Raw genomic sequence first — 16,906 nt, forward strand, 5'->3', positions numbered from 1 at the left:
ATATAATTAGTTAATTTAACGTATTCATACATCAATTTCTTAATATTGTGTATTTATTTTTTAAAAATAAATATAATAAATAATATGTTGTATTTTCACAACAAAAAACCCTATAAATAATTGAGTAAAATTAATTTTAATAAATAAAGTTAATTTTTCAATCTTTAATTGAGCTAACTAAACACAATTTTTCAATTTTAATTGAAAAAAGAGCCTCTGATTCTTAATAACTCTCTACTCAGTTCTTTATTTTCCTTAAAGGGTTTTCTTCCATGTAGCCAAAAGTAATTATTGGCCACAATTGTAGATCCTGGTGTTAATTTAGTTATTATCTTGTTTTCGCTTCCCTCTAATCTATCAGACAATTTTTGTAAAAAATTACCTTGTTCCATATTTTTAGGTTCGGGGAATTGATCTATATAAGAAATATTAGGTCTTCCCTTTTCATCTTCTGAAAAAACTGGGTGCTCTACTTTATAATCTATATTTTTACTTTTTGGTGATCCCCAAATAAAATTTTGCTTACCAATAGGATCATTATATAAATCTTTACAATGCTCCCAATCATCAAGGTGAAGCATACTTGTTTCTCCTCCCTCAACATTTTTCTCCTCTATCTTGGTCATAAGTAACCAGTCAGTTTTTTCTTTTACATAAGTTCCATCTGTATGCAGATCCATATTTGTATATGCTTTTCTTAAATACGAGTCACTTTTATCCTCATGCTTAACGTGAAATCTCGCATAATATTTTCCAGCCATGGAATCATGGTTTGGATTACCAATTAAATATGCAATTGCTGTTGATAATTTAACCAAAAAAATATCATTAATTTTTGAACTAATACTTTTTGGACTTATTATAAAACAACCTGTATTTCTATCTCTAATTATCGAGTTAAGTAATTTGCTTAACTTATTAGAAGTTATATCATCTAAGCTTTTTGCAATCGTAAATCTTGTAAATGGTTTGTATTCTAGAGCAGTAATATCAAATTTATTAAATGGAAATATTAATTTTTCTAAAATTTCATCCTCAATTTTAATATCAATAATTCTTTTTGAACTTGGGTTTTTTATTATGGTTAGTCCTAATATATCATCCATTATAAATAATTACTTAATATTGCCATCATAATAGCAGAAATAACTGTTGGATAAACAAAATTTCTTTTTGAAATAAAGAAAATAAATAAACAAAATAGAACAACTAAAACTCTACTGTTATAAGTTGAGTCAGATAATACTCCTACAGGAAATATTATTGTTCTAGCAATTAATGCAGCTAGTGTTGAGTATGCCAGACAATTGAACCATCTAAATAATTTTGAAGTCTCTTTTATTCCTTTCGATGAAATCACACCTAAAAACCTTGATAAAAAAGTTGCTAAAGAAGTAACCAGAATTGCAAGAACTACACTAGTTGACATTTAGTTCTCCTATAAAATAAGCAATCGTTCCACCAACAAGTCCACCTAATAAAATTGACCACTCAGGTGAAAAAAAATAAAAAATTGGCCCTAATATCAAACCTAATATTACAGAAAAAGTAATTTGAATTGTTTTCATTGCACCAACCATCATACATAAAAAATAAATTGGATTTAAAATTGCTAACCCCATCATCATATTTTTATCCAAATAATCAGATGCATAAAATCCTATAAATGTTCCTATTACTGCTGTAGCCCAAGTAGCGCAGCCAATCCCAATCCAAAAATCTATCCTATTTTTTTTGTCTACACTTTTGTAATTACTTTTCATTATTAGCCATGCTGACACTGCAATAAAATGGCATGAGAAATAATATTTCCACTTAGGTTGACTTTTGTGCATCATCAATGGAAATAAAGAAACTGCCATTGGATAAAGTCGAGCATTAACAAACCAAACTGCTAAAAAAATATTTAATAATGATGCTCCTACTAATAACGATTCTGCCATAACTAACGAACCAGGCAAAGCATAAGTAAGCATTGTCGAAAAAATACTTTCCTGAATATTAAAGCCTATATTTTTAAGGAGTGCTCCAATAGCGATAAAACAACAACCAAGTGCAAGGGCTGGGCTGTCTGGCGCTAGAATTGATTTAAAACCTTTAAAGAAAAATTCTTTATTAATCATTAACCACCAAGGAATAATCTACCAACATCAGGATTTTTTAATAAATCGTCCCCTTTGCCAGCAATAGCAGTTTGTCCTGACACTAAAACATAACCAATATCTGCAAACTCTAATCCTTTTTTTGCATTTTGCTCAACTAGAATAATAGTTTTCTTTTCTGTTTGTTGAAGATCTCTTAAAATTTCAAAAACCATATCGATATATCTTGGCTCTAATCCAATAGATGGTTCATCAACAAGTAATACTGATGGCTTCATAACTAATGCTCTAGAAATTTCTAATAACCTTCTTTCTCCACCTGATAAAACTTTAGCAGGTTGATTTCTTCTATTTCTTAATCTTTCATATTTTTCAAAAATTCTCTCAGCTTCTTGATAAGACTCGTCTGTATTTTCTTTGGAATAGCCACCCATCAATAGATTTTCTTCAACAGTCATATCTGGGAAAACAGAATTATCTTGAAGTATATAAGCAATTCCACATGATGTAAGTTTTTGAGCTGGAGTTAAGCTGGTAATTTCTTTCCCATCAATTTCAATTTGTCCTGAAAAAATATTTGTAAACCCATAAATTGAATGAAGTATTGTAGATTTCCCTGCACCATTCGGTCCAATCAAACATAGCGATTGAGCTTTACTTACATTTAAATCAAAATCATGAAGAATTTCCATTTTACCATAGCCAGCTGATAATTTTTTGATAGTTAAATGATCATTATCTGGAGATAATTTTTTTAAATCTTCTGATCCTGGTGCTTTTCCTAATACATCATATTGATTTGACATTATTGTGCTCCCAAGTAAGCGTCTAGCACACGCTTATCATTTTTAATTTCATCTGGAGTTCCATTTGCTAACATTTGACCATGTGCTAAACAAAAAACTCTTTGTGCTAAATTCATAATTACTTTCATATTGTGCTCTATAACTAACAAAGTAATTCCATAGTCCTTATTAACACTTATCAAACGGTCAATAATTCCATTAATTAATGTTGGATTAATTCCAGCTGTTGGCTCATCTAATAAAAGCATTTTAGGCTCATTCATTAAGGCCATTGCTAGTTCTAATAATTTTTGCTGACCAAAAGAAAGATCACCCGCTCTAAGCTTTCTTTTTTGATGAAGCCCTACAAACTTTAATAATGTCTCAGCTTTATCTGTTAAATCTGAAGGTATTTTTTGAAATACTGTCAATATTCCATCATTTTCTGGTTTATGACTAATTAACATATTCTGAATACAGTTTAATTTTCCATAAATTCGAGTTTGCTGGAAAGTTCTAAGCAATCCAAGTTTAGCAATAACAGGTACAGGTAATTCGGAAACTTCTGTAGCATCAAATTTGATTGAACCATTATCAATTGGATATGTTCCTACAATAGAATTAAATAGAGTAGTTTTGCCAGATCCATTTGGACCAATTAATCCAACTATTGAACCTTGTTCAACTGACATAGAAATATCAACATTAGCTTTAACACCTCCAAAAGATTTACTTACATTGGATATATCTAGTATTGCCATTATTTTAATTCTACCTGTGCCTTTCGGTCTGCTTCATCAATTACTTCCCCAAATCTTTCAGGATATTTTTCTCTTAACCATCCCATCAAGCCTTCAGGAAAATAAACAACGATTACAATAATTAAAACTCCAAGAGCCACATACTGCCAGCCTAAGAAGTAAGTCCAAAAACCTTCTTTAAATAAATGAAATAAAACAGCACCAACAAGTGGTCCCCATAAAGTTCCTTTGCCACCAAGAATTGCCATTAACACCATGAATACTCCAAATGTAGGTCCAGCAAATGCAATTTCATTAGGTTCAATGTAACCATTAATATGACCCATTAGTCCTCCTGCAATTCCAACAAAGAACGCTGATACCATCCAACCTATAATTTTATACCTCATAGTGTGAATGCCCATTGCTTCAGCTTTATCTTCGTTATCTCTTATTGCATTTAAAACTAATCCAAATCTTGTGCTGTAGGCCCACTTTAAAGTAATGAAAGTTATAACTGCTAAACCAAAACTTAAATAATACATAAACTGTGACGATGATGCATTAGATCCTAAATCTTTTGGCCAAACCGGAACTGTCATACCTTGTCCTGCTCCAATAATTTCAATTCCACCAGCAATTTCGCCAGCAGCAATTCCTAAGGCTAAAGTACAAATTGCAAAGTAATGCCCTCTTAAACCTAAAATTCCATAACCAATTACTCCTGCAATTATTGTTGGTATAATTCCTGCTAACAATATTCCAACACCAAAACCTTGAAAAAATTGTGGGACTGTATGAACAAAAGTTTTTTCTCCACCAGCATCTGTCCACTCAGCTAATGAAAAGAACATTGCTATTTGTGTACTTGAAGCAACATACATTCCAACTCCAAAAAATAAAATGTTTCCAAATGTATTGTAACCCATTTGCCCCCCTTGAACGTCCCAAGTCATCGCAAGTACAATTAAAATATAAAGAAACGACATCTGAAGTTTGTAAGCAGGAAATATAAATGCTCCTACTAAACCAAAAATTATTAAACCCGCGTATAAAAGAGTATTTTTATTCATTATTTTAGATATTCTCTTTTTCTTGATAATTTAAATCTTCTATAAACTAAAATTAAAACAAGTAACGAGAATACAGCCGCTATTCTAAATTCTGTTCCTAGTAAATAATCTGCCCATTCTTCAAATATTCCAAGACCCATTCCTGACACTGCTACAGCTGGTAAATTTCCAAGTCCAGCAATGATTACAATCATGAACGATCTAACTGTGTAAGGTAATCCTGTGTATGGATGAAGTGTAAATGTGATCGCAACACAAGCTCCTGCTATTCCACATAGAGCAGCATTTATTCCAAATGTTGCTGCATAAACTTTTTCTGTATCTACACCTAAAATTTTAGCAGCTCTTGCATTTTGTGCGGTTGCTCTAATTGCTCTACCTAATTTTGATTTTCTCATATAGATCACCAAAATAACTGCAGTTATGACACAAACAGCGCCTGCAAATAACTTAGCATTAGGAATTGTAACCATATCATTAAATAACATTGTTGTTCCAAAATCTGATTGAGCAACAACTACGTCTGCACCAAATGCAAAATTCATTAATTGTTGTGCTAAAATACTAATTCCAAAAGTTGCAAGAATTGATGTAAATAAATCTTTATCTACAACTTTATTAATAACCAATTTATACATTCCCCAACCAACGCAATACATTACAATTGGAGATACAATTATCCCAAAGGCTGGGTGAATTCCTGAGAGATACATAAAGTAAGCAATGTATCCACCCATAATTACTAATTCACCTTGTGCGATATTTATTATATTCATCACACCCCATTGCAAAGCCATTCCATAAGCAATTAATGCAAACAAAATACCAAGAAGTATTCCATCCATTGATGCTTGGACCATTAGTATGGGTGCTTGAAAAATTAGAAAATCCATAAATTCTTTAAATGTTTGTAAAAAAATGCCCCCTACAAGTAGAGGGCATTTAAATTATTTAAGTATTTATCTTTCAGACCAAGATGGAATTGGGTGTACCAACTCAGCTGATGCCCATTTTGTAGGAGCAACAACTTTGTTTTCACACTTACTACCATCATCGTTACATGATACTTGGAAAAGTACCATTGGCTTAGAAACGTTCTGTCCACCTTCTGCAAATTTTATGTTCCCATAAAAAGTTTGCATATCAGTTGCGGCTAAAGCGTCTCTAACTTTTTTAGTGTCAAATGATTGTGCTCTCTCGAACGCATCTTTAAATACTAATAAAGCAGCTGACGACTCTGCAGCTTGGTATGGCGGTGCATAACCAAATGCTTTTGTAAAATCTGCATCATAGGTAGTTCCATCTTTAAAGAAATCATCTTTGTAAGATAATGATTTATGCCATTGCGAAGCACAAAGTGCATACTCAGAAGCTTTACCATGCATCTTAGATAATTTAGCAGCATCACAGTGAGTCATTGCTAACATAGGAACATCAACTTTCATCTCTGAAATTTGTCTAACAGCTGTTAGAGCTCCTTTTGTGTGACCTGAAACCACAAGAACATCTGGTTTTACAGCTTTTACTTTAGATAAAGTAGCAGCCATATCATTAAGTTCTTTCGGTAACTTATCGTCAATGATGATTTTAGAACCTGTTCTTTTAGCAGCATCAAGAATACCTAATCTCACATCTTGAGAAAAGGCATCTTGTTCAAATGCCATTGCAATCTTAACTGGTTTTCCACCGTTTTTTTCAACTGCAAGGTCAATTGCTACATCAAGATATAAGTTTGCTGGAGCAAGCACTGCAAATAAATATTTATAACCCTTAGTGAATAACGATCTAGACGCACCGTTTGCTTCAACCATAGGAATTCCATATTTTTCAGTTACAGGAGCCATAGCTTTTGTAAGTCCTGAGCTATAAGGCCCAAGCATGTATTGAACACCATCTTGTTGAATTAATCTTTCTGCAAGTTGTGCTGCTCTTCCAGAGTTTGACTCGTCATCATAATAAATGATTTCAAACTTGTAAGTTTTTCCACCAACTTTAACACCCCCCATGCTGTTAATTCTCTCTACGGCTAAGTTATAGCCATTTTGAGTATGAACACCATTAGATGAATATTTTCCAGTCAATGAAACAGCTGCACCTAAAATAATTTTATCCCCAACAACCTTCGCGAAAGATATTGTTGAAGCTGAAATTAAAAGAGCAATTGCAGAAACTAACGTAATTAGTATATTTCTGATTTTCATTTTTATTTCCTTCTATTAGTTTTAAATTTAAAGAAATATTAAACCTTTAAATGTAATTCTCCGCAAGTACTTAAAACAAAGTGTGACCTAATATTTTTGAATAAAAGCTATAATTAATGCGATTATTATTAATACGCACGCTGAAATTGTATTAATGGTTTTTGGATTTGCTTGTATCCAAACAATTAACTTTCTAGCAAGCACAGCATAAGCAACTAAAGATAAAAAATCTAAGACTACATATGTTGTGATTAAAATTACAAATTGGACAATATAATTTGAATTAAAATCTATAAACTGTGGAAAAATTAAAGGAAAGAACATCCAAGCCTTTGGACTTGTTCCTGCAACTAAAAAACCATCTTTAAAGAATGAAAAAAAACTTTTTGATGAAATATTATTTGAGTTTATATCTTTTGGTCTTGAATTATAAATATCATAAGCAAGATAAAGCAAATAAACTATTCCAATCCACTTAAAAATATTTAAAAAGTTTGGATTATCAACAAAAAAAGATCCAAGAACAAAAATTACTAAAGTTGCTTGAATAAAATTTGCAGTAACGTCTCCTAGTGCTGTCCAAATACATTTTTCAACCCCATAATTCATAGAATAAGAAATGATCACAATTCTAGGAGTTCCAGGGGTGATAAATAGAAATAAGATTATCTGTAAAAAGAGGAAATAATTTAAAGGGAGCATTTTGGGATTTTTAGGATAGTCCAAAAAAACCGGGAGCTAAAGATGGCTAAGATGGACTATCTAGATCAGATAATACCATGCCCTTAATTAAAATGCATTAATCATTTTTTTCAAATATAAAGGATTTATGAAAAAAAAAGGTCGCAGACCCATCACCAAGGTCAAAAATCCAGAACCGAAAATTGATGACCCAGATTGGATCATCTGGGCTGCCTGGGCAGACCGGATCACTTTTGAAGAAATTGAACAAAAGACTGGAAAGACAGAATCTGAAGTAATCAAGATTATGCGAAGATCTGTTAAACCTACTTCATTCAGGTTGTGGAGAAAAAGAGTAAATCAAAAGAGTATAAAACATAGAAAAAAATTTGAATATTCTAGAAAAGAAATTACTAGTAAAATTAAAAAGAATGATTATTTATAATCTATGAAATTAGTTACTATTTATACAGGACCTCTTTGTAATTTTTGTGATGCTGCAAAAAGATTATTAACTAGAAACAACGTTGAATATAAAGAAATCAACATTGCATCAGTAGATGGAGCAATGGATGAAATGATTGCTAAAGCTAATGGAAAAAGAACCATACCTCAAATATTCTTTGATGATCAGCACATTGGTGGTTACGATGAAGTAAGAGCCTTAGAAAAAGAAAACAAATTACAAGATCTTTTAAAATAAAATAAAATAAATAACTAAAAAAACTAAAGTATATTCAAAAAAACTTTTAAAAGATGTTATTTGTTTTTCATTAAATCTTTGATTGATATATTTTTTTAATAAATAAAAACCAACATTCACTAACAAAACACCAATTATAATGCCAATAACTATAAATTTAACTGTAAAATTTTTATAACCAAAGTAGCAAGCTGCAATTAAACTAAGCCAAGAAATTTTTGTAATAAATATTTTAAATATTATTCCAGCCTTCTTACTAAACACTGATTGTGTTTTTATTATTGAATAAGACCAAATAATACCAATTAAAAAAGTAGTAAACTTAATAATCATTTTACGTTTTTGGCTTAAAGACTAAACAAACACCATTATTACAGTATCTTTTTCCCGTAGGGTTTGGTCCATCTTCAAAGATATGACCATGATGTCCACCACATTTTTTGCAATGATACTCAACTCTTTCATACCCTAATAACGTATCTGTTTTAGTTTCGAAAGCATCAGGTAGTGACTGATAAAATGAAGGCCAACCAGAACCACTTTCATATTTAGCAGTTGAATCAAATAGCTTTTCACCACAATTAGCACAGTGGTAACTACCTTCTCTTTTTTCATAGTTTAATTCGCTAGTGCCCGGTGCTTCAGTTCCATCTTCAAATAAAACTAATTTCTGTTCACTTGTGAGATCTTTATTAATTTTTCTTGTCATAATTTCATTCTAACACTCTTAACGGTTTACCAGCAACACAAGCTTCTAAGCCCTCAATCATTTGTGTATAAAACTTACTATAATTTTCAGCTGTTACATAACCAACGTGTGGCATTAGCAATGCATTGGGTAAAAATCTTAATTTATTATTTTCAGGTAAAGGTTCTTTTTCATAAACATCAAGTCCAGCACCTGCTATAACATTGGTTGATAATGCAATAATTAAATCGTCTTCATTTATAATTGAGCCTCGTGACGTATTAATTAAAAAAGCAGTTTTTTTCATCATATCTAGCTCTTTTAATTTTATTAACTCCTTATATCTGACACCACCTTGAACGTGGATAGATATAAAATCAGAATTTTGTAATAAGTCTTCTTTACTGCAAGGCAACACATCTAATTCTTTACAGGTATCTAAATTTAAATTTTCACTCCAAGCCATAACCTGCATGCCAAAAGCCTTACCAATTTTAGCAACCTCGGACCCTACTCTACCAAGTCCAATTAATCCTAAAATCTTTCCCTTAAGTTCAAAGCCGATAGTGGTCTGCCAATACCCTTGATACATATTATCAATTTCTTCTTTAAAATTTCTAGCAAGGCCCAAAATTAAACCCCAAGTTAACTCGGACGTTGGAGTAAAATTAATTTCTGTACCACAAACTATAATTTTTCTTTTTTTTGCAGCTACAAGATCTATTGCCTTATTTCTTGATCCACTAGTAATGATAAATTTAAGATCATTAAGATTATCTATTAAATTTTTAGTGATTGGCGTTCTTTCTCTCATTATTAATAAAGCCTCAAAATCAGAAAGTTGTTCAATAGCATCCGCTTCATCAACAAATGGTTCACTAAAAATTTTAAACTCATATTTTCCTGAAAGTTTTTTTAAATCTACAAACTCATGTGATACATTTTGGTAATCATCTAATATTGCAACTTTAAGCATTTTTAATTTCCTTATTTGATAAAAATAAACCTATTATAATTAAAATAGCTCCAATCAAATGAAAAAATTGAAATTTTTCATCAAAAATTATTATAGCCATCATAGTACTAAATAATGGAATTAAGGATAATGAAATACCTGCTCTATTAGCACCTATAATTGATACCGCTCCAGCCCAACAATAATAAGATCCAATGCTAGGAAAAAGTGCAAGAAAAACTAGAGTACAAATGAAATTAATATCAAACTGAATCACTTTTCCATTTGAAAATTCATATAAAAATTGTGGTAATACAGTAATCAATCCTAATGTACAAATAACATGCACTAACGCTAACAATGGTAAGGTAAATTTTTTTCTTTTTAAAAGAGTCGAATAAACTCCCCAAGCAAGAACACCTCCAACCATTATTAGGTCACCTTTATTAAAATTTAATGAAAGTATAATGTCTAGTTTAAGTTTGGTTATTATCACTATGATCCCACAAATAGAAACTATCAAACCTAGGATCTGAAATTTATTAGTTTTTTCAACATTAAATAAAAAACAAAGTAAAATTATAATAGCAGGTATCGCAGCATTAAAGAGAGAAGCATTTATTACTTGCGTGTGCATTAGAGCTAAATATGTAAATGAATTAAATAAACCAACACTTGTAAGGCCTAAAAAAAACAACAACGGTAAATTTTTAAAGATAATTTCTTTGTATTTAATTATATCTTTGTAAGTGAATGGTAATAGAATTATCCAAACTAAAGACCATCTATAAAAAACTAAAGATAAAGGTGGGATTTCTGTTAAAAAAGCAAATTTTCCAACTATAAAATTGCAAGCCCAAAATAAAGTTGCACATACCAGCATTGTATATGCTTTAGTGTTTTGCATTAATTAACCAAATCTTTTTGAGCTATAAGGTTCTAGATTTAGATTTGTATTTTCTTCAGCTATCATTCCAGAGATAATCTTTCCAGATATTGGACCCAAAGTCCATCCTAAATGATGATGACCAAAGCTATAAAAAATATTTTTATGATTTTTTGATGGACCTATTACTGGTAAAAAATCTGGCAAACTAGGTCTAAATCCCATCCATTCATCTTCATGCTCTGGTAAATCGCCCAACATATATTTTGCATTATTAATTAAATTTTTAACTCTTCCTTTAGAAGGTGGGTTCTCAAGACCGCCGAACTCAACTGTTCCAACAACTCTAAGTCCTTGTTCCATTGGCGTAATACCAAAACCTCTATTAGAAAAAATTACCGGTCTATTTAAAAGATGATCACAACCTTTAAAATGAACATGATATCCTCTTTCTGTATCAAGTGGTATTTTTTCATCCAAATTATCTGTTAATCTTTTTGAAAAAGCACCACAGGCAATTACTAATTTGTCAAAAATAAATCTTTGAGTTTCAGTTTTTATAGCTGGTTTATCTTCATCAAAATTAATATCTTGGACATTCATTTTTAAAAACTTTCCACCTTTTTTCAAAAAAAGATCAAAAAGTTTTAAAAGAATCCTTTTTGGATTTCTTGCGTGTCTTCCATGCTGATAATAAACACCACCATGATAAAAAGGTTTTATATTTGGTTCAAGATCGTGAATTTCTTTAGGGGTTACAACTTGTTGATCAACACCTAATTCATTTCTAACTCTAATCTCAAGCTCTCTACTCTTTAAATTTTGATCATTCCAAATATATAAAATACCTTTTTTTTCAACTAAACCTTCTAAATCTATTTCATCAAATAATTCATCATAAGCTGGTAAAGCTAAATCCAAAATTTGATGCATATTCTTTGCGGTATGCATCATTCTATTTGTGGTGCAGTTTCTAATAAATTGTAAAAACCATGGAATCATTTTGGGAACATAATTCCATTTAAGAGCAAGTGGACCTGTTGAGCTTAGAAGCATAGCTGGCACATCAGCTAAAACATCAGGCCTATTCATTAATACACAAGCATATGGAGAAAAATGACCTGCATTTCCATATGAGGCAACAGGACTGCCTGGTTCATCTTTATCAAAAATTGTTACATCGAAACCTTTTTTTTGTAAAAATAATCCATTGGAAATTCCTTGTATTCCTGCTCCTACAATTCCAATTTTAAATTTTTTATTCACAATCTCTATATAATTTCTCAATGAATTTTTTTCCAGCGGCAAATTGGTATGGGTGGTTTAAAAATTAAGCTATTAACTGTTTATGATTAATTTTTGCACTCATAACAATTGCAAATCCAATCATTGTAGCCAACATTGATGAGCCTCCATATGACATGATTGGCAGAGGTGAACCAACAATAGGTAATAAACCTAAAACCATTGACATGTTCACTGAAATATAAAAAAATATAGATGATGCATAACCATAACAAAAAATTTTTGCAAAATAACTTCTCGAAATCGAACCTATCTTTATAATTCTATAAATGATCATAATATAGATTAGTAGCAATCCTAATGATCCTAAAAAACCATACTCTTCTGCATATAATGTAAAAATAAAGTCAGTATGTTTTTCAGGTAAAAATTCTAAATAGTTTTGTGTTCCCTTTAAAAAACCTTTTCCAGTAAATCCACCGGAACCAACTGCTATTTTAGATTGAATTATTTGATATCCTGCACCCAAGGGATCCCTATCTGGATTTAAAAAAGTAAGAATTCTTAATTTTTGATATGGTTTTAAAAGTGAGATGGCAAAGGGCATCGAAATTAATAAAATTAAAAATGAATATATAAAATATTTAATGTTTAGACCTGAAAGCCACATCACAACTAGACCACTTAATCCAATAAGTATTGAGGTACCTAAGTCTGGCTGCGATATTACAAGTAAAATAGGAAGAATAAGAATTATTAATGAAAAAAATATATGCTTAAAAGTATTAACTTCTCGAAGTTGGACTCGATGATAATATTTTGCAAGACAGGCTATTATTGCAATTTTCATTAGTTCAGAAGGTTGTAGATTAATAAAATATAAATCAATCCATCTCTGTGAGCCTGAAACTTTAATCCCATAAATAGAGGCCCATATTAAAAGAAATAAAATTACTACATAAAAAAGATAAGAAAAGTAATGCCAAATATTTATTTTAAACAATGATAAAAAAATCATCATAAAAAAGAAAATCAAAAATTTTGCAATATGACTTTTAGTGTGAAATAAAATCTCTCCACCATCTGTTGAATACATAGATAATGAACTAATTAACCCTAATAATAAGATACAAAATAATAAAATATAATCAAAATTTCTTAATTTTTGAAACAAAGTTGAGTGTGAACTTAGTGAGTCGATTTGCATTTATGTATTTATTATTTTTTGAGTTTGAGCTTGTTCTCTAAGATTATGTCTATCAATAATTAGTTTAAATAATTCTTTTGCAAGTGGAGCTGCTACTGAACTTCCAGATCCACCATGTTCAATAACTATACTCAAAGCATACCTTGGATTTTTAAAAGGTCCAAAAGCTATAAATAAAGCATGGTCTCGATTTTTATAATCTATATCTTTTGTTGCTAAATCTAGTTCTCTCTCAGCTTCAGTAATTCTTTTAACTTGTGATGTGCCTGTTTTTCCTGCAAACTGATATTTTGGATCTTCTATTCTAGAAGAATAAGATGTTCCTCTAATTTCATTTGTTGATGCAAACATTGAGTTTCTAATTAATTCTATATTTTCTTTTTTATCAAAAAGTTTGGTATATTGATCATTTCCAAATGACTCTAAAAAATCCTGTCCTTCATTCATTAGTTCTTTAATCTCAACAGCAGTTTTGTCTTTTTCATTAATAGTTATTTTGGGATAAATTTTAAATCCGCCATTAGCTAATTGTGCGGTCATTAAACATAATTGAAGTGGAGTAGTTTGAATATAACCTTGACCTATTCCGGTTATTAATGTTTCACCTAAAACCCACCCTTTTCCCAAATTATTTTTTTTCCATTTTGTGTCTGGAACCAATCCTTTTTTTTCATTATTAAATGTTTTGTCTAAAACTTTATCTCCTAGACCAAATTTAATTGAAGTTTCTTTTAAACGATCAACTCCAAGTTTTCTTGCTATTTCATAAAAATAAGTATCACAAGATTGTTTCATGGCTTCTTTTAAATTTACAACTCCATGACCTTTCTTTTTCCAGCAGTGGTATGTTTGCCCATACATTTCAGTTTTTCCTGTACAGTTAACCTTAAAATTTTTTGTTATTATATTGTTTTCTAGTGCAGAAAGAGCAACCATTGGTTTAAATGTTGAACCAGGTGAATACAATCCAGATAAACTTTTATTAACTAAAGGCTTTAATGGGTTGTTTCTAATTAATTGCCAATCATCTTGGCTAATACCAAAAATGAATAGATTTGGGTCAAATGAAGGAGAAGACTGCATTGCTATAATATCTCCAGTATAAATGTCCATTACATTTATTGATCCAGCCATTCCTCTTAAAAGTTCGGCACTTTTTTTTTGAATCTCTGTGTCTAATGTAAGTTTAATAGTATTGCCTTTTAAACCATCAATTTGATCAACTTGATTAATTCTTTTACCATAAGCATTAACTTCGTATCTCTGGATACCGTTAGTACCAATTAATTGATCTTCAAACGATTTTTCTAAACCAGTTTTTCCAACCTTAAGACCTGGCACAAGATTGTCTTTGATAGACTGATTGTTTAAAATATCATTTTCACTAGCTTCACTTACATAGCCCAATACGTGTGTATAGCTTTCATCATACGGGTAGTTACGTGATACAGAAATGACAGGTTTTGCACCCACTAAATCATAAAGATAATGATTAACTTTAGAAAATTGTTCCCAAGTTAAATTTTTTGAAACAATCAATGTCTCCCAAGGTTTTTGTTGGTTTTTTTGTTTTATAATTTTTTCAAATTGACTGTTAGTAAGATTTAAAATTTCTTTTAGTCTTACTATTAGATATCTAAAATCTTCTACTTGTTCAGGTATTACGTGTAACTCGTAAACCCTGTTATTTCCTGCAATTACATTATCAAAATAATCAAGAAATTCCCCTCTAATTGGCGGCAACCTCCATTCTCGCAGTCTATTTTTATCTGACAGCGTAGAATACTTTTTGTTATCTGTGATTTGTAATGAAAATAATCTTACTATAATTCCTGAGAAAATAATAAATTTTGCTGCTCCAATAATAAACATTCGTCTATTAATGGTATGAATTTTTTTTACACTAAAGTCATCACCTAGCACTGCGTCTATCCTCTATAAAATTAAACAAAAATGGAAAAATTAAATAAAGTAAAGAAGTAAAAATGATATTTGATATTTGATCAATATAATTTGTCTCATAATTAAGAAATATATTTAAGATTATGAAGGACAATGAATTTATAACTAAAAGAGTAATAACAAATGATATCCAGTCTTTTAATAAACTTACACTTAAAGTTATAGCTCTTAAATAGGCCGCAACACCACAAAGTAATAAATACATCAGGCTACTCATACCAATTGGTGTGCCATTAATTACATCATTAAATAAACCTGCAATAAATATTAAGGTATATCCTAAGCTAGCACTTCTTTTTAAACTAAAGTAAAAAATTAAAATATATGAAAAATTAAATGAAAAATATTGCAAGTTTAAATAATTAAAATCAAAATTATTTAATATAGATATAAAAAGTAAAATCATTGGAAAATATTCAAAAAAAATTCTAATAATATTATTGTTTCTTAAATTGCCCATTTACATTTTTCCTTTTTGCAATACGCAGTTTTTATATTCTGGTGTTCCTACTTTATGAAGTTTATTAAACATAGCTTTTCTACATTTGTGTCCATATAAAAGATTTAATTTTAAGAATTCCATTTCTTCCTTTTGAATTGTCTGTTCTTCAATAGCTTCTTCGGTATTTAAAAGTTTGGTTTGCAAATTATAGATTCTATTTTTAAGTTGACTATTCTCTTCCTCAATATTTTTTCTAACCTCTGAGGCTATTTTCTTTTCTTCTAGCAATATTCTTATGTTTTCTTTTTGTTTCGTTGCTTCTAAGATCTGAGCATCCATTGTTTTTAATTCATCTTTAGATGTTTGATCTAAAGCCTTTTCCTCTTTAGAAAAAGATATAACTTTTACATACTTGAGTTGTGAAAAATCCTTATAAATATTGACTTTTAAATTATTTGTTATTGAGTTTTCTGTAAAATTTATCTTTCCAATTAATATTCCACTTTTGAATAATCCTCCTGCCCCTGAAGTTGTTACCATCATATCTTCGTTATTGTTTTTTAAATCTGTTCCTTGAGTATATTGTAAAGTAGCATTTTGCTTACCATCACCAGACATGATGGCCTGAACATCGTTTGGTGATATAGACACTGGAATTTTAGAATTAATATCTGATATTAGCAAAACTCTAGATGTAAAAAAATTTACTTCAACCACTTTTCCAATTAAATATTCACCATCAAGAACTGCCATTCCAAGCTTTATGTTATTTTTACTTCCTTTGTTTAGCACTACAGATCTTAAAAATGGGCTATTCTTGTCAATTAATACTTTTGCAAAGATTTCATTATTTTTTATAAAATAATCATCGACGAGTTTTTTATACTTTATATTTTCAAGTGTAATAATTTGATTTGATAAATCTAAAGCTTCTAATTTATCTAATTTTTCTTTCATATTTTTATAGTTACTATAATGGTTTATATGGTTGGTTATTTTATTAAAACCAATTCCAATAATTTTTTCTGGTCCTGAGACTATAAATGAAGATCTATAAGCAATTTCCTTAATTGCTATTTTAATATAATTAATAGGTTTAAAATTAATTTCTCCTAGAATTAAAAATATTATAGAAAAAATTATAAGTGTTAGTATAGAAAATTTTTGTTGTGTTTCTTTTTTTAAAAATGCAGATCTAATTGCTATTACAAAATCGTCTCTGCTTGTTTCCATTTC

General features: G+C 29.9%; 20 protein-coding genes. 2 read left to right on the top strand and 18 right to left on the bottom strand.

Annotated elements, in window-relative coordinates; genetic code table 11:
- Positions 1-197: 197 nt before the first annotated feature.
- The 9 genes from glaH to AC5SL1_RS04740 all read right to left on the bottom strand — a co-directional run bounded on the left by glaH (position 198) and on the right by AC5SL1_RS04740 (position 7,603).
- Positions 198-1,106: a glutarate dioxygenase GlaH gene (gene glaH / locus AC5SL1_RS04700; RefSeq protein ID WP_494599280.1), complete on the bottom strand. Its 909-nt coding sequence runs from the start codon at positions 1,104-1,106 to the stop codon at positions 198-200.
- Positions 1,106-1,429 (bottom strand): AzlD domain-containing protein, encoded by a 324-nt coding sequence (locus tag AC5SL1_RS04705; RefSeq protein ID WP_494599281.1) that lies wholly within the window; start codon positions 1,427-1,429, stop codon positions 1,106-1,108. Before AC5SL1_RS04705 ends, glaH begins: the two co-directional genes overlap by 1 nt.
- Positions 1,419-2,123, bottom strand: coding sequence for an AzlC family ABC transporter permease (locus AC5SL1_RS04710; protein ID WP_494599282.1), 705 nt, complete (start codon positions 2,121-2,123; stop codon positions 1,419-1,421). The genes AC5SL1_RS04705 and AC5SL1_RS04710 overlap by 11 nt, the downstream gene beginning before the upstream one ends.
- Positions 2,123-2,908: an ABC transporter ATP-binding protein gene (locus AC5SL1_RS04715; RefSeq protein WP_415271477.1), complete on the bottom strand. Its 786-nt coding sequence runs from the start codon at positions 2,906-2,908 to the stop codon at positions 2,123-2,125. Before AC5SL1_RS04715 ends, AC5SL1_RS04710 begins: the two co-directional genes overlap by 1 nt.
- On the bottom strand, positions 2,908-3,648 hold the full coding sequence (locus tag AC5SL1_RS04720) for an ABC transporter ATP-binding protein (RefSeq protein ID WP_415271478.1): 741 nt from the start codon (positions 3,646-3,648) through the stop codon (positions 2,908-2,910). Before AC5SL1_RS04720 ends, AC5SL1_RS04715 begins: the two co-directional genes overlap by 1 nt.
- The gene (locus AC5SL1_RS04725) at positions 3,648-4,700 is read right to left on the bottom strand and encodes a branched-chain amino acid ABC transporter permease (RefSeq protein ID WP_494579299.1); all 1,053 of its coding nucleotides are present in this window, start codon (positions 4,698-4,700) and stop codon (positions 3,648-3,650) included. The genes AC5SL1_RS04720 and AC5SL1_RS04725 overlap by 1 nt, the downstream gene beginning before the upstream one ends.
- Positions 4,700-5,593 carry a branched-chain amino acid ABC transporter permease gene (locus AC5SL1_RS04730; RefSeq protein WP_494579301.1) on the bottom strand — a complete coding sequence of 298 codons (894 nt, stop codon included), beginning with the start codon at positions 5,591-5,593 and terminating at the stop codon, positions 4,700-4,702. Before AC5SL1_RS04730 ends, AC5SL1_RS04725 begins: the two co-directional genes overlap by 1 nt.
- A gap of 66 nt (positions 5,594-5,659) precedes the next feature.
- Positions 5,660-6,901 carry an amino acid ABC transporter substrate-binding protein gene (locus tag AC5SL1_RS04735; RefSeq protein WP_494572815.1) on the bottom strand — a complete coding sequence of 414 codons (1,242 nt, stop codon included), beginning with the start codon at positions 6,899-6,901 and terminating at the stop codon, positions 5,660-5,662.
- A gap of 87 nt (positions 6,902-6,988) precedes the next feature.
- On the bottom strand, positions 6,989-7,603 hold the full coding sequence (locus AC5SL1_RS04740) for a LysE family translocator (protein ID WP_494572816.1): 615 nt from the start codon (positions 7,601-7,603) through the stop codon (positions 6,989-6,991).
- 127 nt (positions 7,604-7,730) lie between these two features.
- On the opposite strand from AC5SL1_RS04740, the gene AC5SL1_RS04745 reads away from it, so the two are divergent.
- On the top strand, positions 7,731-8,027 hold the full coding sequence (locus AC5SL1_RS04745; protein ID WP_494572817.1) for a TIGR03643 family protein: 297 nt from the start codon (positions 7,731-7,733) through the stop codon (positions 8,025-8,027).
- 3 nt (positions 8,028-8,030) lie between these two features.
- On the top strand, positions 8,031-8,285 hold the full coding sequence (grxC, locus tag AC5SL1_RS04750; RefSeq protein WP_494599283.1) for a glutaredoxin 3: 255 nt from the start codon (positions 8,031-8,033) through the stop codon (positions 8,283-8,285).
- Here the strand turns inward: grxC and AC5SL1_RS04755 are convergent.
- The 9 genes from AC5SL1_RS04755 to mreC all read right to left on the bottom strand — a co-directional run bounded on the left by AC5SL1_RS04755 (position 8,277) and on the right by mreC (position 16,903).
- Positions 8,277-8,618 (bottom strand): hypothetical protein, encoded by a 342-nt coding sequence (locus tag AC5SL1_RS04755; protein ID WP_494599284.1) that lies wholly within the window; start codon positions 8,616-8,618, stop codon positions 8,277-8,279. The genes grxC and AC5SL1_RS04755 overlap by 9 nt on opposite strands.
- Position 8,619: 1 nt before the next feature.
- The gene (msrB, locus tag AC5SL1_RS04760; RefSeq protein ID WP_494572820.1) at positions 8,620-8,994 is read right to left on the bottom strand and encodes a peptide-methionine (R)-S-oxide reductase MsrB; all 375 of its coding nucleotides are present in this window, start codon (positions 8,992-8,994) and stop codon (positions 8,620-8,622) included.
- Positions 8,995-8,998: 4 nt separating this feature from the next.
- Positions 8,999-9,949 carry a D-2-hydroxyacid dehydrogenase family protein gene (locus AC5SL1_RS04765; RefSeq protein WP_494599285.1) on the bottom strand — a complete coding sequence of 317 codons (951 nt, stop codon included), beginning with the start codon at positions 9,947-9,949 and terminating at the stop codon, positions 8,999-9,001.
- Positions 9,942-10,835 (bottom strand): DMT family transporter, encoded by an 894-nt coding sequence (locus AC5SL1_RS04770; RefSeq protein ID WP_494599286.1) that lies wholly within the window; start codon positions 10,833-10,835, stop codon positions 9,942-9,944. Before AC5SL1_RS04770 ends, AC5SL1_RS04765 begins: the two co-directional genes overlap by 8 nt.
- A gap of 3 nt (positions 10,836-10,838) precedes the next feature.
- Positions 10,839-12,080 (bottom strand): NAD(P)/FAD-dependent oxidoreductase, encoded by a 1,242-nt coding sequence (locus AC5SL1_RS04775; protein WP_494599287.1) that lies wholly within the window; start codon positions 12,078-12,080, stop codon positions 10,839-10,841.
- Positions 12,081-12,144: 64 nt separating this feature from the next.
- A complete protein-coding gene (gene rodA / locus AC5SL1_RS04780) occupies positions 12,145-13,266 on the bottom strand; it encodes a rod shape-determining protein RodA (protein ID WP_494599288.1) in 1,122 nt (373 codons plus the stop codon).
- The gene (gene mrdA, locus AC5SL1_RS04785; RefSeq protein ID WP_494599289.1) at positions 13,267-15,189 is read right to left on the bottom strand and encodes a penicillin-binding protein 2; all 1,923 of its coding nucleotides are present in this window, start codon (positions 15,187-15,189) and stop codon (positions 13,267-13,269) included.
- Entirely contained in the window at positions 15,179-15,688 is a 510-nt protein-coding gene (gene mreD / locus AC5SL1_RS04790; protein ID WP_494599290.1) for a rod shape-determining protein MreD, read from the bottom strand. Before mreD ends, mrdA begins: the two co-directional genes overlap by 11 nt.
- Complete coding sequence (gene mreC, locus AC5SL1_RS04795; RefSeq protein WP_494599291.1) at positions 15,689-16,903, bottom strand: rod shape-determining protein MreC; 1,215 nt, start codon at positions 16,901-16,903, stop codon at positions 15,689-15,691.
- Between the last annotated feature and the right edge of the window lie 3 nt (positions 16,904-16,906).

The sequence above is a fragment of the Candidatus Pelagibacter sp. PS_10_02 genome, from assembly GCF_059418005.1.